This window comes from Brevibacillus panacihumi (genome assembly GCF_003710985.1).
GTDB lineage: Bacteria > Bacillota > Bacilli > Brevibacillales > Brevibacillaceae > Brevibacillus > Brevibacillus panacihumi.
The window spans coordinates 1-22862 of sequence record NZ_RHHT01000033.1 but is presented as its reverse complement, the minus strand read 5'-3'; the positions used below and the strand labels follow the sequence as shown (position 1 = coordinate 22862).

At 49.5% G+C, this 22862-nt stretch carries 20 protein-coding genes and 23 tRNA genes; 13 read left to right on the top strand and 30 right to left on the bottom strand.

What is annotated here, in order from left to right:
* Nucleotides 1-247 precede the first annotated feature (247 nt).
* From EDM58_RS16755 to EDM58_RS16645, 23 genes are all read right to left on the bottom strand, one after another.
* Nucleotides 248-332: transfer RNA gene (locus EDM58_RS16755), tRNA-Leu, on the bottom strand.
* Between the two features lie 7 nt (nt 333-339).
* Nucleotides 340-413 (bottom strand) — tRNA-Arg (locus tag EDM58_RS16750).
* Between the two features lie 17 nt (nt 414-430).
* Nucleotides 431-506 (bottom strand) — tRNA-His (locus EDM58_RS16745).
* Nucleotides 507-543: 37 nt separating this feature from the next.
* A tRNA-Trp gene (locus EDM58_RS16740) sits at nt 544-617 on the bottom strand.
* A gap of 1 nt (nt 618) precedes the next feature.
* Nucleotides 619-695: transfer RNA gene (locus EDM58_RS16735), tRNA-Met, on the bottom strand.
* A 20-nt stretch (nt 696-715) separates the two neighbouring features.
* Nucleotides 716-804: transfer RNA gene (locus EDM58_RS16730), tRNA-Ser, on the bottom strand.
* An 8-nt stretch (nt 805-812) separates the two neighbouring features.
* Nucleotides 813-886: transfer RNA gene (locus EDM58_RS16725), tRNA-Gly, on the bottom strand.
* A gap of 9 nt (nt 887-895) precedes the next feature.
* Nucleotides 896-978: transfer RNA gene (locus EDM58_RS16720), tRNA-Leu, on the bottom strand.
* 16 nt (nt 979-994) lie between these two features.
* Nucleotides 995-1071 (bottom strand) — tRNA-Pro (locus EDM58_RS16715).
* An 83-nt stretch (nt 1072-1154) separates the two neighbouring features.
* A tRNA-Arg gene (locus EDM58_RS16710) sits at nt 1155-1228 on the bottom strand.
* A 9-nt stretch (nt 1229-1237) separates the two neighbouring features.
* A tRNA-Gly gene (locus tag EDM58_RS16705) sits at nt 1238-1313 on the bottom strand.
* 66 nt (nt 1314-1379) lie between these two features.
* Nucleotides 1380-1466: transfer RNA gene (locus EDM58_RS16700), tRNA-Leu, on the bottom strand.
* Between the two features lie 20 nt (nt 1467-1486).
* A tRNA-Lys gene (locus EDM58_RS16695) sits at nt 1487-1562 on the bottom strand.
* A 7-nt stretch (nt 1563-1569) separates the two neighbouring features.
* Nucleotides 1570-1644, bottom strand: a tRNA-Gln gene (locus EDM58_RS16690).
* 18 nt (nt 1645-1662) lie between these two features.
* A tRNA-Tyr gene (locus EDM58_RS16685) sits at nt 1663-1747 on the bottom strand.
* A gap of 7 nt (nt 1748-1754) precedes the next feature.
* A tRNA-Thr gene (locus EDM58_RS16680) sits at nt 1755-1830 on the bottom strand.
* 20 nt (nt 1831-1850) lie between these two features.
* Nucleotides 1851-1926 (bottom strand) — tRNA-Phe (locus EDM58_RS16675).
* Nucleotides 1927-1958: 32 nt separating this feature from the next.
* Nucleotides 1959-2035: transfer RNA gene (locus EDM58_RS16670), tRNA-Asp, on the bottom strand.
* A gap of 7 nt (nt 2036-2042) precedes the next feature.
* Nucleotides 2043-2118: transfer RNA gene (locus tag EDM58_RS16665), tRNA-Val, on the bottom strand.
* Between the two features lie 82 nt (nt 2119-2200).
* A tRNA-Glu gene (locus tag EDM58_RS16660) sits at nt 2201-2277 on the bottom strand.
* 6 nt (nt 2278-2283) lie between these two features.
* A tRNA-Asn gene (locus EDM58_RS16655) sits at nt 2284-2359 on the bottom strand.
* Nucleotides 2360-2375: 16 nt separating this feature from the next.
* A tRNA-Ala gene (locus EDM58_RS16650) sits at nt 2376-2451 on the bottom strand.
* 79 nt (nt 2452-2530) lie between these two features.
* Nucleotides 2531-2607 (bottom strand) — tRNA-Ile (locus EDM58_RS16645).
* Nucleotides 2608-2784: 177 nt separating this feature from the next.
* Here EDM58_RS16645 and EDM58_RS16640 point away from each other — a divergent pair.
* The 4 genes from EDM58_RS16640 (at nt 2785) to EDM58_RS16625 (ending at nt 6701) form a co-directional block, all read left to right on the top strand.
* Entirely contained in the window at nt 2785-3993 is a 1209-nt protein-coding gene (locus tag EDM58_RS16640) for a chromate transporter (protein WP_122914334.1), read from the top strand.
* A gap of 185 nt (nt 3994-4178) precedes the next feature.
* The gene (locus EDM58_RS16635; protein WP_122914333.1) at nt 4179-4856 is read left to right on the top strand and encodes a response regulator transcription factor; all 678 of its coding nucleotides are present in this window, start codon (nt 4179-4181) and stop codon (nt 4854-4856) included.
* Nucleotides 4846-6345 (top strand): sensor histidine kinase, encoded by a 1500-nt coding sequence (locus EDM58_RS16630; RefSeq protein ID WP_246000805.1) that lies wholly within the window; start codon nt 4846-4848, stop codon nt 6343-6345. Before EDM58_RS16635 ends, EDM58_RS16630 begins: the two co-directional genes overlap by 11 nt.
* A 158-nt stretch (nt 6346-6503) precedes the next feature.
* A complete protein-coding gene (locus EDM58_RS16625) occupies nt 6504-6701 on the top strand; it encodes a hypothetical protein (RefSeq protein WP_122914332.1) in 198 nt (65 codons plus the stop codon).
* 46 nt (nt 6702-6747) lie between these two features.
* On the opposite strand, the gene EDM58_RS16620 is transcribed toward EDM58_RS16625, so the two are convergent.
* A complete protein-coding gene (locus EDM58_RS16620) occupies nt 6748-7464 on the bottom strand; it encodes a sulfite exporter TauE/SafE family protein (RefSeq protein ID WP_122914331.1) in 717 nt (238 codons plus the stop codon).
* Nucleotides 7465-7878: 414 nt separating this feature from the next.
* Here EDM58_RS16620 and EDM58_RS16615 point away from each other — a divergent pair, with 414 nt between their 5' ends.
* A complete protein-coding gene (locus EDM58_RS16615) occupies nt 7879-8676 on the top strand; it encodes an SDR family oxidoreductase (protein WP_122914330.1) in 798 nt (265 codons plus the stop codon).
* A 133-nt stretch (nt 8677-8809) separates the two neighbouring features.
* On the opposite strand, the gene gyrB is transcribed toward EDM58_RS16615, so the two are convergent.
* From gyrB to dnaA, 6 genes are all read right to left on the bottom strand, one after another.
* Entirely contained in the window at nt 8810-10735 is a 1926-nt protein-coding gene (gene gyrB, locus EDM58_RS16610; protein ID WP_122914329.1) for a DNA topoisomerase (ATP-hydrolyzing) subunit B, read from the bottom strand.
* Nucleotides 10736-10738: 3 nt separating this feature from the next.
* Nucleotides 10739-11023, bottom strand: coding sequence for an extracellular matrix regulator RemB (gene remB / locus EDM58_RS16605; protein WP_122914328.1), 285 nt, complete (start codon nt 11021-11023; stop codon nt 10739-10741).
* Nucleotides 11024-11034: 11 nt separating this feature from the next.
* Complete coding sequence (gene recF, locus EDM58_RS16600; RefSeq protein WP_122914327.1) at nt 11035-12153, bottom strand: DNA replication/repair protein RecF; 1119 nt, start codon at nt 12151-12153, stop codon at nt 11035-11037.
* Nucleotides 12154-12169: 16 nt separating this feature from the next.
* Nucleotides 12170-12385 carry a S4 domain-containing protein YaaA gene (yaaA, locus tag EDM58_RS16595; protein ID WP_122914326.1) on the bottom strand — a complete coding sequence of 72 codons (216 nt, stop codon included), beginning with the start codon at nt 12383-12385 and terminating at the stop codon, nt 12170-12172.
* 29 nt (nt 12386-12414) lie between these two features.
* Nucleotides 12415-13554 (bottom strand): DNA polymerase III subunit beta, encoded by a 1140-nt coding sequence (gene dnaN / locus EDM58_RS16590; RefSeq protein ID WP_122914325.1) that lies wholly within the window; start codon nt 13552-13554, stop codon nt 12415-12417.
* Between the two features lie 203 nt (nt 13555-13757).
* Complete coding sequence (gene dnaA, locus EDM58_RS16585) at nt 13758-15137, bottom strand: chromosomal replication initiator protein DnaA (RefSeq protein ID WP_122914324.1); 1380 nt, start codon at nt 15135-15137, stop codon at nt 13758-13760.
* Between the two features lie 562 nt (nt 15138-15699).
* On the opposite strand from dnaA, the gene rpmH reads away from it, so the two are divergent.
* From rpmH to rsmG, 8 genes are all read left to right on the top strand, one after another.
* Complete coding sequence (gene rpmH / locus EDM58_RS16580) at nt 15700-15834, top strand: 50S ribosomal protein L34 (protein WP_122914323.1); 135 nt, start codon at nt 15700-15702, stop codon at nt 15832-15834.
* Nucleotides 15835-15983: 149 nt separating this feature from the next.
* Nucleotides 15984-16352 (top strand): ribonuclease P protein component, encoded by a 369-nt coding sequence (gene rnpA, locus EDM58_RS16575; RefSeq protein ID WP_122914322.1) that lies wholly within the window; start codon nt 15984-15986, stop codon nt 16350-16352.
* A 6-nt stretch (nt 16353-16358) separates the two neighbouring features.
* Nucleotides 16359-16628 (top strand): membrane protein insertion efficiency factor YidD, encoded by a 270-nt coding sequence (gene yidD / locus EDM58_RS16570; protein ID WP_122914321.1) that lies wholly within the window; start codon nt 16359-16361, stop codon nt 16626-16628.
* Nucleotides 16621-17388: a membrane protein insertase YidC gene (gene yidC, locus EDM58_RS16565; RefSeq protein WP_023559029.1), complete on the top strand. Its 768-nt coding sequence runs from the start codon at nt 16621-16623 to the stop codon at nt 17386-17388. Before yidD ends, yidC begins: the two co-directional genes overlap by 8 nt.
* The gene (jag, locus tag EDM58_RS16560; RefSeq protein WP_122914320.1) at nt 17385-18014 is read left to right on the top strand and encodes an RNA-binding cell elongation regulator Jag/EloR; all 630 of its coding nucleotides are present in this window, start codon (nt 17385-17387) and stop codon (nt 18012-18014) included. Before yidC ends, jag begins: the two co-directional genes overlap by 4 nt.
* A gap of 273 nt (nt 18015-18287) precedes the next feature.
* Complete coding sequence (mnmE, locus tag EDM58_RS16555) at nt 18288-19664, top strand: tRNA uridine-5-carboxymethylaminomethyl(34) synthesis GTPase MnmE (protein ID WP_122914319.1); 1377 nt, start codon at nt 18288-18290, stop codon at nt 19662-19664.
* Between the two features lie 24 nt (nt 19665-19688).
* Nucleotides 19689-21590, top strand: coding sequence for a tRNA uridine-5-carboxymethylaminomethyl(34) synthesis enzyme MnmG (mnmG, locus tag EDM58_RS16550; protein WP_122914318.1), 1902 nt, complete (start codon nt 19689-19691; stop codon nt 21588-21590).
* A 12-nt stretch (nt 21591-21602) separates the two neighbouring features.
* Nucleotides 21603-22319 (top strand): 16S rRNA (guanine(527)-N(7))-methyltransferase RsmG, encoded by a 717-nt coding sequence (rsmG, locus tag EDM58_RS16545; RefSeq protein ID WP_122914317.1) that lies wholly within the window; start codon nt 21603-21605, stop codon nt 22317-22319.
* Nucleotides 22320-22862: the final 543 nt, after the last annotated feature.

Here is a 22862-nt window from a genome sequence, read left to right as displayed (position 1 = left end):
GTTCAAAGCTGGCAAATCAATTTAATGATAGACTCATCAACGCTTTCGCTGTTCAGTTTTCAAAGAGCATTTTCGCGTTTTAGTAACGCGGAATTACATCATAACATGTTCATCAGAAGAAGTCAATCAGTTTTTTCAACTTCACTGAATTTCTTTTTAGCTACCCGGAAGTTTTTCCGAAGCAGAATTCTAATATAACATGCATTTCAGTGAAAATCAAGAGGTATTTTTAAATCTCATTAAAAAATGGTGCGGTCGGCGAGACTCGAACTCGCACGGGTCGCCCCGCCACCCCCTCAAGATGGTGTGTCTGCCAATTCCACCACGACCGCAAATCAACGTCTCAGGAGAGATTCGAACTCCCGACCGACCGCTTAGAAGGCGGTTGCTCTATCCAACTGAGCTACTGAGACATATAGACAAAAAAATATGGGGCGATCGATGGGACTCGAACCCACGAATGCCGGAGCCACAATCCGGTGCGTTAACCCCTTCGCCACGACCGCCATAATGAAGATACATAATCCTTGAGCAAACCATTTTTGGCAGGGGCAGTAGGAATCGAACCCACACCAAAGGTTTTGGAGACCTTCGTTCTACCGTTAAACTATGCCCCTATGGTAGCGGTGGAGGGGCTCGAACCCCCGACCTTTCGGGTATGAACCGAACGCTCTAGCCAGCTGAGCTACGCCGCCACAAATAAAAAAGGCATGAATGGCGGAGGGAGAGGGATTCGAACCCCCGTGACGTTGCCGCCTAACGGTTTTCAAGACCGCCCCGTTATGACCACTTCGGTATCCCTCCGCAAAAAATGGAGCGGGTGATGGGAATCGAACCCACGCGACCAGCTTGGAAGGCTGGGGTTCTACCATTGAACTACACCCGCAAGAAAATATGGTGCCGGTAGAGGGACTTGAACCCCCACGGTTTCCCTCACGATTTTGAGTCGCGCGCGTCTGCCAATTCCGCCATACCGGCATATGTGATTATCAAATGGTCGGGAAGACAGGATTCGAACCTGCGACCCCTTGGTCCCAAGCCAAGTACTCTACCAAGCTGAGCTACTTCCCGATTCATTTATTTTTGTTGTGGGGTCCCCGAAAAGTACTCGGAATACGCTACAACGCTTTTCTTCCCTTTTTGGGGTGAAGAAGCGTGCCCTGAGAGATTCGAACTCCCGACCTTTTGATTCGTAGTCAAACGCTCTATCCAGCTGAGCTAAGGGCACATGATGATATGGAGCGGACGACGGGTCTCGAACCCGCGACCTTCGCCTTGGCAAGGCGACGCTCTACCAATTGAGCTACATCCGCATATTGATTATTGTGCTGTGGGGTCCCCGAATAGTATTTAGGCATACTTCACTTTTTGGGGTGTTTTGGTGCGGTCGAGAGGACTTGAACCTCCACGGTGTTGCCACCACTAGAACCTGAATCTAGCGCGTCTGCCAATTCCGCCACGACCGCATTTTCCTTTGGGTAAAAACTGGTGAGCCATGAAGGACTCGAACCTTCGACCCTCTGATTAAAAGTCAGATGCTCTACCAACTGAGCTAATGGCTCATGCAAATGGCTGGGGTACTAGGATTTGAACCTAGGAATGACGGAGTCAAAGTCCGTTGCCTTACCGCTTGGCTATACCCCAACAGACGATGATTATTACTGGTGGGGAGAGACGGATTCGAACCGCCGAACCCAGAGGGAGCAGATTTACAGTCTGCCGCGTTTAGCCACTTCGCTATCTCCCCGAAAAAATGGTGCCGGCGATAGGAATCGAACCCACAACCCCCTGATTACAAGTCAGGTGCTCTACCAATTGAGCTACACCGGCGCATTCAAGCTATTCAATAATGGTGGCTCGGGACGGAATCGAACCGCCGACACGAGGATTTTCAGTCCTCTGCTCTACCGACTGAGCTACCGAGCCAATTCACTTTTTTCATCGCCATTTAAAAAGAATGGCGGAGCTGACGGGACTCGAACCCGCGACCTCCGGTGTGACAGACCGGCGTGAACTCCAACTTCACCACAGCTCCAGATAGATGGTGGAGGCTGACGGGATCGAACCGCCGACCCTCTGCTTGTAAGGCAGATGCTCTCCCAGCTGAGCTAAGCCTCCGCATCCCCACAAAGTGACGTTTATGCTCTGAAACATATTCCGAGTACTTTGCGAGGCCCCCCCAACAGCTAGTGGGGTAATATGGTGACCCGTAGGGGATTCGAACCCCTGTATGACAGCGTGAAAGGCTGCTGTGTTAAACCGCTTCACCAACGGGCCTTGAAATGGCTCCTTGGGACGGACTCGAACCGCCGACCGATCGGTTAACAGCCGATTGCTCTACCGACTGAGCTACCAAGGAACAATTTTATGTATCATGGTGGAGCTGAACGGGATCGAACCGATGACCTCCTGCTTGCAAGGCAGGCGCTCTCCCAACTGAGCTACAGCCCCAAGAACCCAAAAAGGGACACTTGCGCATCGCGGGTACTTCCGATTTCCCTTTCGGAGATCCCATCGATGAAAAGCTATATGGTGGGCCTAGGCTGACTCGAACAGCCGACCTCACGCTTATCAGGCGTGCGCTCTAACCAACTGAGCTATAGGCCCGTAACCTCTTGGACTTTCAATCTAGCACATATATTAATTCATTGCAATAGAAATTCTCATTTTTTTATTTGTAAATTCTTCTTTCGCCCACAGGAGCTTTTTTCGAAGGCCTTGAATCATTCTGGAGAGGAGTACATCCCTCCTAAACAATACACTTTTTAAGGAGCAAACGACCAAATGAATGAACCTCATTCCTCTTCAACATCCAACATAGGGAAATGGGCTGCACTTGCAGAGGTATTAGGTGTTTCCATTAAGCTGGGGCTTACTTCCTTTGGTGGTCCCGTTGCCCATCTTGGTTATTTCCATCATGAATACATCCGTCGGCGAAAATGGCTTGATGAAAAAAGCTACGCTGAACTGGTCGCGCTCTGTCAATTTCTTCCCGGTCCGGCTAGCAGTCAGGTCGGCATCGGGATTGGCATTATTCGCGCCGGGTTGTGGGGCGGATTCGTCGCTTGGCTCGGCTTCACCCTACCATCTGTTATCGCCTTGGTCGTGTTTGCCTTTCTGTTGCAATCCTACGGTTTCTCTGATACGGGGTGGATTCACGGTTTAAAAATTGTAGCAGTAGCCATCGTCGCTCATGCCATCTGGGGAATGGGGCAAAAACTCACACCCGATCGGGAGCGCATCACCATCGCCGTACTGACTGCAGCTGTCGCCTTGTCTTGGCAGACCTCATACAGTCAAGTACTTTTGATACTCGTATCCGGACTTGTCGGCATCTACCTATTCAGGAAAAAACCAATAGATTCGGTGCCGGATGTACACATTCCGATCAGCCGTTCCTTGGCTGTAGTTTGTCTGCTGTGCTTTTTCGCGCTGCTGTTCATCCTTCCTTTGCTCAGACAGTCGGGTGAGTCGGAATGGCTGGGTCTTGCAGACAGCTTTTACCGGGCAGGCTCCCTGGTCTTTGGAGGCGGACATGTCGTCCTCCCGCTTCTGGAACACGAAATTGTAGCGGCCGGCTGGGTCCGTCCAGAGGATTTCCTTGCAGGTTATGGGGCCGCCCAAGCTGTTCCTGGGCCCTTGTTTACCTTTGCGAGTTATCTCGGCGCGTTGGCAGGGGGAATTCCCGGTGCCATTCTAGCCACGATCGCCATCTTTTTGCCGGCATTTCTTCTCGTGGTCGGTTCACTCCCATTCTGGAACCAACTGCGGAAAAGCAAAAACCTTCAAGCTGCCCTGGCAGGAGTAAATGCAGCAGTGGTAGGAATCCTGCTGGCAGCGCTGTATGATCCTGTATGGACGTCAGCCATTCTGAAACCAGCCGATTTCATTTTGGCTATCCTGCTGTTTGTATTGCTGCACGTATGGAAAATGCCTCCTTGGTCAGTCGTCCTGACCGGTGTGCTCGGCGGAATGATGCTCGATTTCCTGTAAGAGGAACACGTGAGCCATTACCCGGCAACAGCTTTTCATCCTGTCATTGTTCGGTCACATTGATACTTTAGAATAGATCCTTGGCTGATTTCTCGTATCATGGAATCTTTGGCAGCAATTCTTGCAGATCCTTTTAGTATGATAGCTTTTGGGATCAGAGAACGGGAGAGAAAGGTTGTTACATAGTGAAACAAATACTCTTGATTGAGGATGAAACACCTATTGCCGAAATGCTTCAAGCGTATTTGGAACAGGCAGAATTTGCTGTTACCTGGGACGCTGGCGAAGGCAATGTACTGGACGTATTTTTAAGATGTAGGCCGGATTTAGTGCTTCTGGATTTAATGTTGCCTGATAATGATGGACTGGACATCCTTCAGCAGATCCGCAAATACGGCAGCTGTCCCGTTATCATTCTGACTGCCCGCGGAAGTGTGCCAGACCGCCTGGAAGGATTGCAGCGAGGAGCGGATGACTACATCTCCAAACCGTTTGATCCGGATGAAGTAGTGGCTCGTGTACAGGCTGTATTGCGCCGTTCCGCTTATCTGGAAGATAGCGAAGTAGTTCGATTAGGACGCTTGATTGTTGATTATACTGCCCGTACTGTGGCTCTTTATGACCGGCAGATCGTATTGACCCCGCGTGATTGGAGCTTGCTCGCTTTCTTGGTGAGACATCCGAATCAGTGTTTTTCCCGCTTACAACTGCTCGACCAGGTTTGGGGGATCGATTACGCTGGCGGAGATCGTGCTGTAGATGCCTCGATCAAACGAATCCGTCAAAGCTTACAGGAATGGCCAACGAGTGAGGGAGAAATCCAAACCATCCGTGGAACGGGGTACATACTGCATGTCAAATAACCCCCAGCTTGAAAAAGCAATCCCGATGCTGCGTTTTTGGACGTGGCGCTACGCCCTGATTCTTCTCGGTACGCTTGTCGTGCTCGGGCTGCTCGCTGGGTTTTGGATGCAAATGAATGCCGAGCAGCAAAGCTTTCAAGTGCTGCAGGCGAGAGCCGAACAGTTGGGAGATTCATATGTCAGGGCGAAGCATTTGATCCAGCTGCAACGAATCAAATTCGTGGAGACGGCGATCAAAATTTATCCAACCTCGCCCGCAATAGCCACCGTCCCCCATACACCGACCATTGCGATGAAACCGCTGGAGATTGCACGCCCCATTGAGCGTGATTACATGCAAATTTTTAATAGAGACGGTGCCGTCCTTGACTCATTTAGTGCGGACACGACCGTACCAGTTGACATTATGAAGCCATCCTCCAATCAGAAGCTGGTGTTGGAAGGAAAAAGCATTCGCGAAAAAATTCGGGTAAACGGTGTTAGCTGGTTGCGGGTGGGTGTGCCGTTATGGAAAGATGGCACCGTCATGGGAGCGCTGTACCTGAGTGCACCTCCAACAGATAACACGGCGAAAATGAAGGAGACCTATGAAATCCTTGCTCTCGTCATCGCAGGAATCGCTTTTGGGGGCTGGACGGTCATCTACCTTCTCTCGCGAAAACTGACAAGACCCTTACGTCAGTTGGCAGGCGCTGCGATCCAGGTTGCAGAAGGCGACTACTCACCCGATTTGCCTTCGCCATCAGATGTGAAAGAGGACGAACTGAAACAGCTGGTCACCTCCTTCAATACGATGACCGAACGTCTGAAACAGCTTGAACAGCTGAGAACTGACCTGTTGGCGGGTGTATCCCACGAGCTGCGGACGCCTGTTACCTCCATTCGGGGTATGGTCCAAGCTGTTCAAAGAGGGGTCGTGACGGGAGAGAAGGCAGACAAGTTTTTGCTGACAACACTAGAGGAAGCCAAGCGCATGCAGAAAATGGTAGAGGATTTGCTTGAATTCTCTTCCCTTGAAGCAGGTGTGGTGCAGGGGGAACAGAAATGGATTCCTGTTACGGATTTGATAACTGAAGTCACCCAACAAATGCAGGCCATGTCTTTTTTTGAGAGCGTCAAGCTAGAAACGCCTCATCCGCTTGACCATGTTGAAGTTCGTGGGGACAGGGGACAGTTGAAACAGATCCTGATGAATCTTTTGACGAATAGCGTAGCCGCAGGTGCGACGCATATCAAGCTGGAGCCTTCGCTGAAAGATCACACCCTCGTTATTGATGTAGCCGATAACGGAAAGGGGATCAAAGAAGCAGAAGTGCCTTATATTTTTGAGCGGTATTATCGCGGGGACAGCAAAAGGAAGAAAAAGCATGGATTGGGACTCGGGCTGCCGCTTAGTCGTTTGCTAGCCAAAGCAAATGGCGGTGAGCTGCATCTTCTGCATACTTCTGAAAAGGGAACCGTATTTCGGTTGTCATTGCCAATGCAATAACGAAAGATCGCTCGGCTTTTCAAAGCCCGGGCGTTTTTTATTTGCTCGTCATATCTCTGTCACGCTGGGCTTGTATCGTATACGTGTAGCCGTTAGTAGTCAACGAAAACGGCGCGAAAACATCGCAAAAGCGATACACATCCAAGGAGGAATTTTCTATGAAAAAGAAAATGGCAGTGGCAGTAATGGCTATGGCATTGTCCGCAATGGCGGGCTCTGCATTTGCAGCTCAGGAAGACACCACCTACCAGAAATTGATTCCAGCAGTGAAAACAGTCAAAGCTGAACTGATGCCTGCAAAATTAGTGCCCATCCAAAACGCTGTAAAAATAACTCCGGGAACCCCTAAAAAATAATGGCATAAGAAGCCCCCTGACAACGATCCGTCAGGGGGTTTTGCAACTAAAGACTGGATACTACCAAATAGGATCCAGTAAAAAGCAGGATCATGTATGTGATTATTTTAAACACCCTTTGACTGATCCGTGCAAACAATAGCTGTCCGAGCCATATCCCGACGAGAAGCGGGGGAAGCGCAATCATGGATGATACCCAGACCTCTTTGCTGGAACCGTCAAAAGAAATCTGCAGGACTAAACTAATCAAATAGACAAACAAATAATAGGCCAACGTCGTGCTCCGCAATGTCTCCTTTTTCGTCCCAACTCCCGCAAAATAAAGCAGCAGAGGAGGACCCGGCACCCCGATGCTTGTCGTTAACAAGCCTGAGATTCCCCCGGTGAAAAAGTCTCGAAGCCTTGTTTGCTTTATCGTTAGCTGTAAAATCAGCAGCACCGTTAGAATCAGGATAAGGCTGCCTACCGCCATTTTTAACAACTGCACATCTACATACAAATACACCATCAATCCCGCCATCAGCCCGATTAGGCTGCCTTTTATCAGTCTGAACAACAAGGAGCGATCGATCTCTTTTCTGATCTTGTAAATCATGATGACGGAAATACAAAGAGACAAGATGATATTGATTTGTATAGCCGTATGGGCCGGATACAGCAAGAATAAAAATGGTGTGCCGATAATCGAAAAACCATAACCGGTACTGGTTTGCAACAACGCAGCCACAAGGACAATCAAGACTAGGAACATCCAATCCTCCATAGGAAATCGACACATCACTTTCTTGTACTTTTTTGCGTATCGGTCTTTGCTGTGGGGTGTATGTATACCTTGGTGTAAAAGGAAAAGGGCTCTTGCCACTGCTGTGTCTTGACTAACGTTAGATTGATTCTATAATTTGAATCAATTGGAGATGAAGGAAAGGGGACTCGCTAGCCAATGTGGACTACCTTGTAATGGTTTGATCGAACCTGATCGCATGACACGGACATGGTTATTGGCCAATGGTCTGATTCATCATGCTGATCTTCAACCATTCAAGGGATGCGAGCAACCGTTTTATCAACCCGTTGCGCGGATACTTGATGTATCCGCTTTTTATTATGCAGCGGAATTCATCCATCTCCATACGATGAACGATGTACTCGTTTTCCCATAATCGGAGGTATATCTATAATGGCCAGATTGCAAGGAAAAATCGCCATCGTCACGGGGGCAAGTCGTCCCGGTGGAATCGGAGCTGCAATTTGCCGTGCATTCGCTGCTGAAGGCGCGAGCATATTCTTTACACATCTGTATGACTACGATAAAAACGTTAATCCAAGTGATGCCGATGAAAGCTGGCCTGATCTTTTCGCTTGGGAACTACGTCAATTGGGTATAAAAGTTGGGCATATGAAGTTGGACCTTGCCTTACCAGGTTTAGGGTCTTTATTACTGGAAGAAGTACGGAAAGTAGTTGGGTTTCCGACCATCCTCGTTAATAACGCTGCGTATAGCGTCGATGCAGATTTTCGACAAATAAACGAGGCTCTCATCGACGCACACTGTGCTGTAAACATAAGGGGTACATTCATGTTATCGGCTGAATTCGCTCGCATGATTGAGGCAGAGAAAAACACTCGTTCCTCCCATAGCAAATTGTGTGGACGAATCATTAACCTCACTTCCGGTCAGGGCAAAGGCCCCATGCCCGGAAATCTTGCCTATGCCGCGACTAAAGGTGCCATTTCTGTTTTTACCGAATCACTAGCCGCGGAGCTGGCACCGCTTTGTATAACAGTCAACGCTGTTGATCCCGGTCCTACCGACTCGGGGTGGATGTCCGAAGAGGTGAAAAAAGCTCTGCTTCCACGATTCCCAATGGGCCGGATCGGTCTTCCTGAAGATGCAGCACGCCTGATCACTTTTCTCGCAAGCGACGATTCTCAATGGATTACCGGCCAAATTATTCATTCCAGAGGTGGTTTTTAAAACTTACCATCTACTCTGACGTGTTCGTTCGTTCAAAAAAACAGCGGTCAGTCTAAGACTTTATTTTCAGGTCTTAGACTGACCGCTTTCCGATTTATTAACAAACAAATTCGGTTACTGGTGAAAAATCACATCAAAAATCCAAGTCCCGCACGTTGGCAGCAAACCGCTCAATAAACTCCCTGCGCGGCTCTACCTCGTCACCCATCAGTGTTTCAAACACCATATCCGCTTCCATCGCATCCTCCAGGCTGACCTGAAGCATCGTCCGCTCTTCTGGATTCATCGTGGTTTCCCACAACTGGTCGGCGTTCATCTCGCCGAGACCTTTATAGCGCTGGATACTCGGTTTCGGTACGGTTTTCAATGTGGCAAGGATCTGATCACGCTGTTGATCGGTATACGCATAATGCAGCTGCTTGCCCTGCTTGATGCTGTAGAGCGGCGGCTGCGCGATGTAAATATACCCCGCTTCGATCAGCTGACGCATGTAGCGGTAGAAGAAGGTCAAGAGTAGAGTACGAATATGTGAACCATCGACGTCCGCATCCGTCATGATCACGACCTTGTGGTAGCGCGCTTTGGAAATGTCGAAGTCTTCGCCTACACCTGTCCCCAGCGCCGTAATAATGGCACGGATCTCGTTGTTGGCCAAAATTTTATCCAGGCGCGATTTTTCTACGTTCAGAACTTTCCCGCGCAACGGCAGGATTGCCTGAAAATGACGGTCGCGTCCAGACTTGGCCGAACCACCCGCAGAGTCACCCTCTACGATGAACAGTTCGGATTCGGAAGCGTCCTTGGAGGAGCAATCCGCCAGCTTACCCGGCAACGCGCTCACTTCCAACGCGCTTTTGCGTCTGGTCATCTCCCGTGCCTTCCGCGCTGCTTCACGAGCTCTCGAGGCCATCAAGGCTTTCTCCACGATCTTTTTCGCTACACCCGGATTTTCCTCCATAAAGGTGTTGAAGCGATCGCCAAACACGGATTCCGTAATGCTGCGCGCTTCGGAGTTCCCAAGCTTGGTCTTGGTCTGCCCTTCAAATTGCGGCTCCTGGATTTTCACGGAAATAATCGCCGTAATCCCCTCGCGCACATCATCTCCAGAGAGGTTCGGATCCTTTTCCTTCAGGAAGTTGAATTTGCGGCTGTAGTCGTTGATGACACGAGTCAGGGCTGTTTTGAAGCCAGTCTCATGCGTACCGCCTTCATGCGTGTTGATGTTATTGGCAAAAGAGTAAATATTGCTGACATAGCTGTCGTTGTACTGAATCGCGACCTCGACAACCAAGCCGTCCTTTTCTCCTTCGCAATAAATCACATCTTCATGCAAGGCTTCGCGGTTTTTATTCAAATACTCCACGAATTGCACGATCCCGCCCTCGTAGTGGAACGACTCCTCCCGTTCCTGTCCAGGACGCGTATCCTTGAGAGTAATCCGCAGTCCTTTGTTGAGGAAAGCAAGCTCGCGAATCCGTTTTTGCAAAATCTCGTATTCAAATTCGGTTGTTTCGGTAAAAATAGTCGGGTCTGGTTTAAACGTAACGGTTGTCCCTGTCTCTTCCGTCTCGCCCACGATAGCGAGGTCGGCTTCTGGAGCTCCCATGCTGAAACGCATGAAATAGACCTTTCCGTTTTGCTTGACTTCGACTTCCATCCACTCGGACAACGCATTAACGACCGAGCTGCCTACCCCGTGAAGACCGCCGGAGACTTTATAGCCGCCGCCGCCGAATTTACCGCCGGCATGCAGCACCGTCAATACGGTCTCAACGGTCGATTTTCCAGTCTTTTCATGGATGCCTGTAGGAATCCCGCGCCCGTTGTCCGTCACTGCTACAGAGTTGTCAGGGCGAATAACAACCAAAATATCGTCGCAATAACCGGCCAAGGCTTCGTCGATGGCATTGTCCACGATCTCCCACACCAGATGATGCAGGCCACGGCTGCTGGTAGACCCGATGTACATCCCCGGGCGTTTGCGTACCGCTTCCAGCCCTTCCAACACCTGAATCTGACTGGCGTCGTAGTTTGTATCTTTCGTCGTTACTTGATCCACTACTTACGTCAACTCCTCCACTTCAGCTTGTACGATGGGCACCTGATCCAAGCTGTCCACGAACTGAGCGCGTCGCTTCAGCGTCAGAGAAGAAATAGGTGAACAGTATATGGCATCCTGCGTGATTACATACGATTTCGTCTCTTCCACACTGTGATCGACGACTGTCTTCCGCTTATCCTGCAAAAAGCCCTTGTTGGTCTTTGAGGATTTGACAGTCTGGTGATCCAGGATGGAAATGACTTCCTTCGTGCTCACAACAGTATCTCCACCAATGTGTATAAACATCCCTGCTACCCCTACCTTTCCCCTGAGATAGTCCCTTCTTTCACGTAAAAACGAGAGGCTTGCTGGAGAACCTGATGCTTTAAGCCTTCCACACCTGTCGTGCTTACAAACGTTTGAACCCGATCCTGAATCGTTTCCAGAAGCAGCGTTTGCCTGTGCTCATCCAATTCGGACAAAACGTCGTCCAACAAAAGCACAGGATATTCGCCTACTTCTTCCTTGATCAGTTCGATCTCGGCTAATTTGATGGACAGTGCGGTCGTCCGTTGCTGTCCCTGGGAACCGTATGTCTGTACGTCCATGCCGTTTACTTTTAGAGAAAAATCATCGCGGTGCGGGCCGATCATCGTGCTTCCGCGCATGATTTCCCGGTCACGCAAATCATCGTATGCAGCAAGCAGCATCTCGACTGCCGCATCCGCTCCCAGTTCTTCCGTGACAGGCGTTGTATTTTCATAATGCAAAGAGAGCGTTTCCCTGCCGTCGGTAATGCCGGTGTGGATGTCTTTTGCCCACGACTCCAGCTTCCGAATGAACTCAAAACGCTTTCGTAACAATTTTACCGCTAAATCCGCCAATTGGGTATTCCAAATTGACAGCATTTCCAGCGAGTGGCTTTTTTTCATCGCCAAATCTTTCAAAAGCTGGTTGCGTTGAGCCAGCACTTTGTTGTAATTGCTCAAATAGTACAGATAAGTCGGCGACACCTGTCCGATCTCCATGTCGATAAATCGCCTGCGCTGCGCCGGAGAGCCTTTGACGATGGACAGATCCTCTGGCGCAAACATGACGACATTCAAGGCGCCTACGTACTCGCTCAGCTTCTGTTGTTCCATTCCGTTGATTTTGGCCCGCTTTCCCTTCCCTGTCAACTGCAACTCCAAACGAACAGATCCGTAGCGACGAAGTACATCGCTACGGATTGCGGCATAATCAGCATCCCACGCAATCAGTTCCTTGTCCCGCGGGGTGCGGTGTGATTTGGCAAGAGCGAGGACATAGATGGATTCCAGCACGTTCGTCTTGCCTTGTGCATTATTTCCAATAAAAAGTTGAATCGGGCTGTCAAAGGAAAGCGACAGCGACTTGTAATTGCGATAATGGGTCAGCGAAAGATTCTCGAGATACAAGCGTCACGCTCTCCTCTCAGCGGCTTACCACTTGATAGCGGCCACAGCCTTCGATCGCCACTTCATCACCCGGATACAGCTTGCGGCCGCGCCTGTTTTCAAGCTCTCCATTGACTTTGATGGGAACCTCGGCAAGAAAAGCCTTCGCCATGCCGCCTGTGTCAATCACTTCAGCCAGCTTTAAAAATTGCCCTAAGGCGATGTATTCGGTCTTGATGGAAACCTCACGCATGGTTTGGCTCCTTTCTGGGTGGAAATCGACTAATAGGTACGCACAGGCAGGATCAGGTGCAGCATCCAGTCATGGTCGGTAGGACGAATCACGAAGGGACTCATCGGACCGGTAAAGCTGGCCTTGATCTCGCTGCTGTCAATGGCGCGCAGGGCATCGATCATGTATTTTGCGTTGAAGGAGATTTTCAATTCTTCCCCTTCCATCGCTTTTGGCTGCAAGACGTCGGTTACTTTCCCGATCTCAGGCGCGTTGGAGGTGATTTCCACGTTTCCGTCCGGCAGTGTGACCATTTTGACGACATTGGACTTTCCTTCGCGGCTGAGCAGGGAAGCGCGCTCGATCGATTGCAAAAATTCCTTGGTATTGACGGTAATTTCGGTTTTGCTGCCTTGCGGGATGATCCGGGTAGTATCCGGGTAGGTTCCCTCCAGCAACCGGGAATAAAACAGAATATGCTTTGATTTTACCAGGATCTGGTTATCCGTCACAACAATATCTGCCGGACTTTGATCCTCGTCCAAAATTTTTACCAATTCATTGCAGCTTTTGCCCGGAACGACAACATTGTGGAACGAAAGCTCTTCAGGACATTCTACCATAGCTGTGCGGCTAGCCAAACGGTGACTGTCTGTCGCGACAAAACGAAGCTTCCCCTGTTCGAGAGACCACATCAGCCCGGTCAGGATCGGACGCATCTCGGAGGTGGACACGCCAAATACGGTTTGACGAATCATGGTTTTCAGCAAATCTCCCGGAATGCTGAATACTTTTTCCTCTTCCAAATGCGGCAATTGCGGATATTCATTGGCGTCCATGCCATTGATCGAAAATTCGGCTTGTCCGGAACGAATTGTCGTAACCAAACGCTCATCTGCTTCGATGTGGATCTCATTGCTAGGAAGTTTGCGCACAATTTCGCTAAAAATACGAGCAGGCAGAACGATATTTCCTGCTTTGTGGACGGTTACGCCCCATTCATCCGCTTCCTCCAACGGAATTTGCACCTCGATGGATACGTCTGAGTCGCTTGCGGTTAGTGTAAGTCCTTCTTCATCGGCTTTTATTTTGATTCCGGTCAAAATAGGAATGGTAGTCCGACTGGATACAGCTTTGCTTACATGCGACACGGCATTGGACAGTTTGTCGCGTTGGACAGTGATTTTCATCAACGTGGCCTCCCTCGATCGTCGCTATTTTTTCAGAATGAATGCATAGCAGCGATGCCTTTATCATATCTTATTAGGATAATCTTTTTTAACAGAAGTAGTAATAGGGCCTGTGGATTTGTGGATATGTGGATCAATGACGTAAAAGAGAGCCTATACACATGTGGGTAAATTGTGTATAGGCTTTTTGCGTTATTCACAGGTTAATGGTTTGCTTTTAACTTTTCAATGAGCGACTGGATGGTCGTCTGCATCTGAGGATCTGTAGCCAGGGCACGCGAAATTTTTTCATGTGCGTGGATGACCGTGGTATGATCCCGGCCGCCAAACTCATCGCCGATTTTCGGCAGGGAGGCATCTGTCAGCTCCCGAGATAAGTACATGGCGATCTGACGAGGAAAAGCGACGGTTTTGGTCCGTTTTTTCGCTTTGAAATCCTCCAGTTTGAGACTGTATTCTTCTCCTACGACCCGCTGGATGTCCATGATAGTGATCACCCGTGGCCTTGAGGAAGGAATGATGTCTTTCAAGGCTTCTGCGGCCAATTGAGTATCAATGTCGCGATTGATCAAGGATGAATACGCTACAACTCGGATAAGTGCACCTTCCAGCTCGCGGATGTTGCTGTCGATTTGGTTGGCGATATAGGCCATGACTTCATTGGGTATGTCCAGGTTCTCCGCTTTTGCCTTCTTCCGCAGAATGGCGATCCGCGTTTCCAGATCCGGGGGTTGAATATCGGTGATCAAGCCCCATTCAAAGCGGGAGCGCAGGCGATCTTCCAGCGTCGGAATCTCCTTGGGAGGCCGATCGGAGGAAATGATGATCTGCTTGCTTTCTTCATGCAAGGCGTTGAAGGTATGAAAGAACTCTTCCTGGGTAGATTCTTTGCCAGCGAGGAACTGGATGTCGTCTATCAGCAAGACATCGACACTGCGGTACTTGTTGCGGAATTCGACGGCCTTGTTGTCCCGGATCGAGTTGATGAATTCGTTTGTAAATTTTTCAGATGACAAATAAACCACTTTCGCCGAAGGGTTGTGCTGAATCACGTAATGTCCGATGGCGTGCATCAGGTGTGTCTTGCCCAATCCCACACCCCCGTAAATAAAAAGGGGATTGTACGCTTTGGCAGGTGCTTCAGCGACTGCGAGAGACGCAGCGTGAGCAAAACGGTTGCCAGAGCCAATGACGAACGTGTCAAACGTGTACTTGGGATTTAGAATGCTGGGCGGCTGATCATCCGCGGCTTGTGGCGGTGCAGAAGTCTTGACGCGGGCAGGGGGCTGTTCGTCGGCTAATGCGGAGTCCGGATTTTGCAAGACTACGAATTTCACCTTCATATTAACCCCTGTCACTTCATATAGTGTATCGGTGATCAGTTGAGAGTACCTGGTTTCGAGCCAATCCCTGGCAAAGTCATTCGGTGCCACGACAATTAGGGCATCTTCTTCCAAAGTAGTCGCCTTGGTTGCCTTGAGCCAGGTATCAAAACTGGGTTTGCTTAGCGATTTCTCTATCTTGGCCAAGACCTTGCGCCATAGCTCGCTAATCGCTGCATCCAACCAGAATCCCTCCTTCATAAAAAAGTATCAATTGAAAACAAATTGGGAAAATATAGTGATAACGACGGTAAATAGCGCTGCCGGGTACAACTTATCACCAGGTTGCGCTTTCACTACTGTGGATAAAAAAAGTCGAAATATAGGGATTCCACTCGGAGCAAAGAAAAAAAACAGACAATTATCCGCATCCTTGTGAGTAAACAGACCCACAACAGGTGCAATCTGTCCACAAACTTATCCACAAGCTGTGGAAAACCCGTTCATCTAGATGGAGTTATTCACGCTCCAAAACAAAAATATAATAACAGATAAAAGGCATGTCAGCAATGGTTTTTTCAGACTTATCCACAAACACAACTACTGGTATGAGGGACATATTCACACAACTAGATTTTGTGTACAAGCTGTAGATAATCTTGTCGAAATTTTGTGATGTGGATAAAATGATATCCACAGGCTCGGGAAATAACGGAGTGGGGATATTTACCGTGGCAGGCAAACCCAGGTCTGACTTGACTTTTCAGCCATATCTTTTTATAATTCGAAAGAATGTCTGCCTAGGACGGAGGTGTATACTGTAATGAAACCATCTTTTAATCCTAATAATCGTAAGCGCAAAAAGGACCACGGGTTCCGCGCACGCATGAGTACGAAAAACGGCCGTAAGATTTTGGCGGCTCGTCGTCGTAAAGGTAGAAAAGTTCTTTCCGCTTAGGCCACGCTTTCAGTGGCCTTTTTTGTTTCTATCTTTATTTTTTCCGTTAAATAGGCGGCTATCAGGTAAAAAAGTGGTCGAAAGAAGGATATACTGGTAGATGCTGTTTGCTTTTTCTACTATAATTGTGATGTTAGGGGTTGTTTACCTTGCATCGTTCGCATCGGCTAAGAAAGAATGAGCACTTTCAGGCAGTGTTTCAAAGAGGAACTTCGGCAGCCAACAAGCAATTTGTCTTATATTCTGCCAGGCAGGAGGGACAAGCTGCATTCCGCGCCGGAATTTCTGTAAGCAAAAAAATCGGCAACGCCGTTATCCGCAACAGGGTCAAGCGGCTCATTCGCGAAGCGGTGGCTCGATTGGAGGATGCCATTCCAAAGGGAGTGGATCTGGTGATCATCGCTCGACCGGGAGTAGAGTCGATGTCGCTTGAGTCAATTGAGCAGTCGCTTTTGCATGTCATGAAGCGAGCCAAAGTGATCAAGCAAGGCCCCATACATAATGGAAAAAGAGGTTGAACAGCAATGTCTACATTACTGGTGTGGCTGATTCGGGGATACCAGAAATTCATTTCTCCGTTGAAACCGCCTACATGCCGATTTGCTCCGACCTGCTCCCATTATGCGATCGAAGCAGTACGACGTTTTGGCGCGTTCAAAGGGGGATGGCTGGCTGTACGCCGCATTTTAAAATGCCATCCGTTTCACCCGGGAGGAATTGATCCGGTACCCGAAAAACGCGAATCATCACATCATTTATTGAAGCGGGGAAAAGGAGGTTCATCCCTTGAGTAGACGTACCCTCAGCATGATTTTGCTGACTTTGCTGGTTCTGGTTTTGTCGGGGTGTAACCCGGCTACCGCAGAGCCAATCGGGCCAGACGCAACCGGGATCTGGGACAAGTATCTGGTGTATCCCTTGTCATGGTTGATCAAAGAAAGCGCCCTGATCCTGGGCAACAATTACGGTTTGGGGATTTTGGTTGCGACGGTAATCATCCGTTTGATCGTTCTGCCTTTGATGGTCAAGCAAATCAAGAGTTCCAAGAAAATGCAAGAGCTTCAACCGGAAATGCAAAAAATCCGTGAGAAGTACAAAAATGATCCGCAAAAGGCACAAATGGAAACCATGGCTATTTTCCAGAGAGAGGGCGTCAATCCGCTTGCCGGGTGTCTGCCACTTCTAGTGCAAATGCCGATCCTGATCGCGTTCTATCATGCGATCATCCGAACGCATGAAATCAACACGCAAACGTTCCTGTGGATGGAGCTGGGAGCGAAGGACCCGTACTACATCTTGCCGATTATCGCTGCCATTACGACGTATCTGCAGTCCAAGATGATGGGACAAGCGACACAAGGCAATCCGCAAATGCAGATGATGATCATCATGATGCCGTTGATGATCTTGGCGATTGGGGTTACCTTGCCGTCCGCGCTGTCGTTGTACTGGGTGTACGGAAACCTGTTTACCATCGTCCAAACGTATTTCTTGTACCGGGATAAAGGCGATAAGAATCCTAAGCCAACTCCTAAGGGGGGAGCCTCCAAGTGAAAAAGGTGGTTGCTACGGCTAAGACGATAGACGATGCTGTGCAGAAAGCTTTGTTGGAATTGGGTGTGCCTCGGGAAAAGGCAAGCATTCGAGTGCTGGAGGAGCCAAGCAGGGGACTGTTCGGCCTGATCGGAGCGAAGGATGCCAAAGTGGAGGTTGAATTTCACTTTGACCCGGTTGTAGAGGGACGTAACTTTCTTCAAGATGTGTTAACCAATATGAAGGTAGATGCTCGGGTGGAATCCCGTCCCAACGAAGAAGGCATGCTTTTTGACATCCAGGGGACCAATCTGGGGATCATCATTGGCCGCAGGGGACAAACGCTAGACTCCCTACAGTATCTCGTAAATGTCGTAGCAAACCGTCATGCGGACAAGCATGTGCGCATCACGTTGGACGCTGAAAATTACCGGCTGCGCCGCAAGGAAACACTGGAGCAGCTGGCCGACCGGGTCGCCAAAAAGGCTCTCTCGACCAGACAGAACATTCGTTTGGAGCCGATGTCAGCAGCAGAGCGCAAGGTGATTCACGCCTTTTTGCAGAAGCGCTCGGATGTTGTGACGTTCAGCGAGGGAGAAGAACCCAACCGTTATATTGTCATTGCCGCAAAAGGAGCCTCTCGTTAGGCTCCTTTTTTTTGCTCTTGAATTAGTGTTTGCGCATCGCTGCAATATTGTCCACTGTGGATAAAAAGGAGCGAGGGTTGGTCGAGACAAAAAACGCTCATACTGTGGATAACAAAAACAAGAAGGCAACCTTCAGAAAAGGTTGCTTTTTCAAATTGGCCAGGTGCCGGAAGGGTCTTGGGTGCAGTTTTCGTTTGGTATTTTTAATCGGGATCTGTTAAGCTAATAAGTTAGTGGCTATTCGCGTGAAGGGAAAGCTTGAGGTGAACAATCATGAAATTCGATACGATAGCGGCAGTGGCTACACCGATGGGTGAGGGCGGCATTGCCGTGATCCGGGTAAGCGGTCCCGAGGCGATCGAGGTTGTGGATAATATCTATAAAGGAAAGCGAAAATTGTCCACTGTGGATACGCATACGATTCATTACGGCCATTTGGTGGATCCGCAGACAGGGGATCTGGTAGAAGAAGTGCTCGTATCGGTAATGAAGGCACCGCGGACGTTTACGCGGGAGGATGTCGTAGAGGTCAACTGCCATGGCGGGATTGTCTCTGTCGAGCGCGTTCTGGAACTGATTCTGGAGCACGGGGCAAGATTGGCAGAACCCGGCGAATTTACCAAGCGCGCTTTTTTAAATGGACGTGTAGACCTGTCACAGGCAGAGGCGGTAATTGATTTGATCCGGGCAAAGACGGATCGGGCCATGAAGGTAGCCTTGCATCAGGTGGAGGGGAAATTATCCCGACTCATTCGCAATTTACGCCAAAATTTGATTGAAGCGATGGCACATATAGAGGTAACGTTGGATTATCCCGAGCATGACGTAGAGGAATTTACCCAGAATTTCTTGCGTGAAAAATGCTTGGAGGTAAGAGAGGAAGTAGGCAGGCTGCTGCAGACCGCCAAACAGGGAAAAATTCTGCGGGAAGGCTTGTCTACTGCTATTATAGGAAGACCTAATGTAGGAAAATCATCGCTGCTGAACAGTCTGGTGCAGGAGGAGAAGGCGATCGTCACGGATGTGGCGGGGACCACTCGCGACGTGATTGAAGAATACGTCAATGTGCGCGGAGTCCCATTGCGCTTGATCGATACAGCCGGGATCCGCGAGACAGAGGACGTCGTAGAGAAAATCGGAGTAGAGAAATCCAGACAGCTTTTGCAAAAGGCTGATCTGGTCTTGCTTGTCGTCAACTACAATGAACCGCTCAGTCCCGATGATTACGCCATTTTTGAGACAGCGAAGGGCTTTTCGGTGATTGTCATCGTCAATAAATTCGATCTGCCTCAAAAAATTGACCTGGAAGAGGTCAAGCGGCATTTTCCGGATCAACCATTGATCATGACATCGGCTAAAATGGAGCAGGGGATTGAATTGCTGGAGAAGGCGATCGCGGATATTTTCTTCGCTGGACGTGTGCAGCAGGACGATTTGACCTATGTGAGCAATGCTCGGCACATTCATCTGCTGCGTCAAGCAGAACGGGCGATAGACGATGCATTGGCTGGAATCGACCAGCTCATGCCGGTGGATATGATTCAGATTGATATTAAAAAGGCGTGGGAGCTGCTGGGAGAAGTAATCGGAGAAAGCGTCGGCGAAGATCTCATCGACCAGATCTTTTCCCAATTCTGTTTGGGCAAGTAGGCAAGGAAATAAGGAGGATTTACTATGAGTGATGCACCAACCTATGAAGCCGGCTCGTATGACGTTATTGTGATTGGGGCAGGGCATGCTGGTTGTGAAGCGGCTTTGGCGTCAGCGCGGATGGGATGCAATACCTTGCTTTTGACCATCAACCTGGATGCAGTCGCTTTTATGCCTTGCAATCCTTCGGTAGGGGGTCCTGCCAAAGGACACGTCGTGCGGGAGGTAGACGCATTGGGCGGCGAGATGGCGCGCAATACGGACAAAACCCACATCCAGATGCGGATGCTGAACACAGGGAAAGGACCTGCTGTCCATGCCCTGCGTGCGCAGGCAGATAAAATTGCCTATCAGCATGAAATGAAAAAAACGATCGAAAATACACCCAACCTGCTGTTGCGTCAGGCGATGGTCGAAGAACTGGTCGTCAACGACGGAGTGTGTGAGGGTGTCTTGACACAGACAGGCGCGATCTACCGTGCGAAAGCCGTCGTGCTGACCACCGGTACGTATCTGCGTGGAAAAATCATTTTGGGCGATTTGCAGTATGAGAGCGGTCCGAACAACATGCGTCCATCGATTCGACTTGCTTATCATCTCAAAGAGCTGGGCTTTGAATTGAAGCGTTTCAAGACCGGGACGCCACCGCGGGTTCACAAGCACAGCGTAGATTTCAGCAAAATGGAAATTCAGCCGGGCGATGATGTTCCGCGTGCTTTTTCCTATGAAACGACTGAATTTATCACCGATCAACTGCCTTGCTGGCTGACGTACACCAACGAAGAGACGCATGGTCTGATCAACAGCAATCTGCACCGTGCGCCGATGTATTCCGGAACGATCGAAGGAGCGGGAGCACGTTACTGCCCATCGATTGAAGACAAGGTTGTCCGTTTTAATGACAAGCCTCGCCACCAGATTTTCCTGGAGCCGGAAGGAAGAAACACAGAAGAGATGTACGTGCAAGGGCTGTCTACAAGTATGCCGGAAGAGGTGCAGCTTTCGATGCTTCGTTCCCTGGCGGGGATGGAGCAGGTAAAAATGATGCGTCCGGGCTATGCCATCGAGTACGATGCGGTAGATCCTACACAGCTGTGGCCATCTCTGGAAACCAAAAAGCTTCCAGGACTCTTTACAGCGGGCCAAATCAACGGTACGTCCGGGTACGAGGAAGCGGCGGCTCAAGGTCTGATGGCCGGAATCAATGCTGCCAGAAAGGTACAGGACAAACCACCTGTTATTTTGGGACGGGAACAGGCCTATATTGGCGTGTTAATTGACGATCTGGTAACCAAAGGCACCTACGAGCCTTATCGTCTGCTCACATCCCGTGCTGAATACCGCTTGCTGTTGCGCCACGATAACGCGGATCTGCGTCTGACGGATATCGGGTATGAGATCGGATTGATCAGCGAAGAGCGCTACCAACGCTTCCTTAAAAAGCGGGAATTGATTGAGCAGGAAAAGGAGCGTGTCCTCAATACTCGTGTACGTCCCGATTTGCCGCATGTGCAGGAGGTATTGCGGGAGGCAGGATCGCCTGAGCTTACAGAAGTGATTGAGTTGGCGCAGTTGCTGCGTCGACCTGAGCTGAACTATCACCACATCATCAAAATGGCCCCACCTCCCATCGAGCTTCCTGAGGAAGTCATGGAGCAGGTAGAAATTCAAATCAAGTACGACGGCTATATTCGCAAATCGCTCCAACAGGTGGAACGAATGAAAAAAATGGAGGAGCGGCGTATACCCGAGGATATCGATTACCACAAAATCACGGGGATGGCGAAAGAATCGCGTGACAATATGAGCCGCATCCGTCCTTTGAATATCGGGCAAGCAGCGCGTATCTCCGGGGTGAATCCTGCAGATATTTCCGTACTGATGATCTATTTGGAGCAGTACAATCGAGTAGGGGCCGCTGATTAAGGAGCGTACGAGATGAAGAGAGAAGAATTTGCCCAGGCGCTGCTTGAGAAAGGAATCGAGCTTTCCGCCAAGCAGTTGGAGCAGTTTGACCAGTATTTTCGCTTGCTAGTGGAATGGAATGAAAAGATGAACCTGACCGGCATTACGGAGGAAGGACAGGTCTACAACAAGCATTTTTTCGATTCCATCACTCCTGCCTTTTACTTTCCGTTTGATCAGGTCGAATCCGCTGTCGATATCGGGGGAGGAGCAGGCTTTCCGAGCATTCCGCTGAAAATATGCTTTCCTCATCTAAAGATGACGATTATCGACTCGCTGAACAAACGGATGGGATTTTTGCAGCATGTAGCTGACGAACTCGGCTTGGAGCATGTATACCCGGTCCATGGCCGTGCGGAGGATCGCGGTCAGGAGCCAGCGTATCGAGAAGCTTTTCAAGTGGTCGTGGCCCGCGCTGTAGCGCGCCTCAATCTGCTTTCTGAGTTTTGCTTGCCGTTTGCCAAGGTGGGCGGTCATTTCATCGCGCTGAAAGGCGCAGAGATTACGCCGGAGCTGAATGAAGCGAAAAAGGCCATTAAAACCCTCGGCGGAAAGACGAGAAAGGTAGAAACCTTCCAGCTGTTGGAGGATGCAGGCGAGCGCAATATCGTCATCATCGAGAAAGTAGACAGCACGCCAAAGAACTACCCTAGAAAAGCAGGCGTTCCGGCAAAAAAACCGATCTTGTAGATAAAAAAACAGGGGAGCGGTCCCAGCAGTCAAAAGACTGGGGCCGCTTCTGCTATTGGGATCATCCATGTTTATGTGTTTAGGAAAAGGGAGAAGAGGAAGAGCGTAGCCTGGGGTTATGGCGGCAGTATCAGTCGTAATGCGATTTCAAATTTACGATTAGTTGGAATGAATCATTTCATTCATCAGAGCTCTGCAAATTGGGTGTTTGTATCAATATTGAAACTACAGAATGGGACATCAGCATCTCCATGAGAAACGAAAAAAAAGCTTGAATATCAGGAGAAAGCTAGTCGAGGAAAAAGTGGAGATAAGCGAAGGTATTTGGGATCTTGACCCAGGCGCAACGGAAAAGACGGAACACGCCTTTAGCGGCCAGCGCGCCCAGCAAGCCGTTAATTGCTAGTTGGTGAAAGTCCAACCGAGGTAAGAGCCAAGTCGCCTCGTAGCTGACAGGCAACTGGTGGAGAGATCCTAAGGTTGAAGCCCTGTGACAAAGTATCCCGTAAGGGAGCGAGCAAATCAGCGGACCGTAACATCAAC

Coding starts and splice junctions, on each gene's coding strand:
- mnmE (WP_122914319.1), top strand. CDS start 18,288: ATGAAATTCGATACGATAGCGGCAGTGGCTACACCGATGGGTGAGGGC.
- EDM58_RS16640 (WP_122914334.1), top strand. CDS start 2,785: ATGAATGAACCTCATTCCTCTTCAACATCCAACATAGGGAAATGGGCT.
- remB (WP_122914328.1), bottom strand. CDS start 11,023: ATGTTTATACACATTGGTGGAGATACTGTTGTGAGCACGAAGGAAGTC.
- rsmG (WP_122914317.1), top strand. CDS start 21,603: ATGAAGAGAGAAGAATTTGCCCAGGCGCTGCTTGAGAAAGGAATCGAG.
- EDM58_RS16620 (WP_122914331.1), bottom strand. CDS start 7,464: ATGGAGGATTGGATGTTCCTAGTCTTGATTGTCCTTGTGGCTGCGTTG.
- rpmH (WP_122914323.1), top strand. CDS start 15,700: ATGAAACCATCTTTTAATCCTAATAATCGTAAGCGCAAAAAGGACCAC.
- yidD (WP_122914321.1), top strand. CDS start 16,359: ATGTCTACATTACTGGTGTGGCTGATTCGGGGATACCAGAAATTCATT.
- yaaA (WP_122914326.1), bottom strand. CDS start 12,385: ATGCGTGAGGTTTCCATCAAGACCGAATACATCGCCTTAGGGCAATTT.
- EDM58_RS16625 (WP_122914332.1), top strand. CDS start 6,504: ATGAAAAAGAAAATGGCAGTGGCAGTAATGGCTATGGCATTGTCCGCA.
- dnaA (WP_122914324.1), bottom strand. CDS start 15,137: ATGAAGGAGGGATTCTGGTTGGATGCAGCGATTAGCGAGCTATGGCGC.
- EDM58_RS16615 (WP_122914330.1), top strand. CDS start 7,879: ATGGCCAGATTGCAAGGAAAAATCGCCATCGTCACGGGGGCAAGTCGT.
- mnmG (WP_122914318.1), top strand. CDS start 19,689: ATGAGTGATGCACCAACCTATGAAGCCGGCTCGTATGACGTTATTGTG.
- EDM58_RS16630 (WP_246000805.1), top strand. CDS start 4,846: ATGTCAAATAACCCCCAGCTTGAAAAAGCAATCCCGATGCTGCGTTTT.
- dnaN (WP_122914325.1), bottom strand. CDS start 13,554: ATGAAAATCACTGTCCAACGCGACAAACTGTCCAATGCCGTGTCGCAT.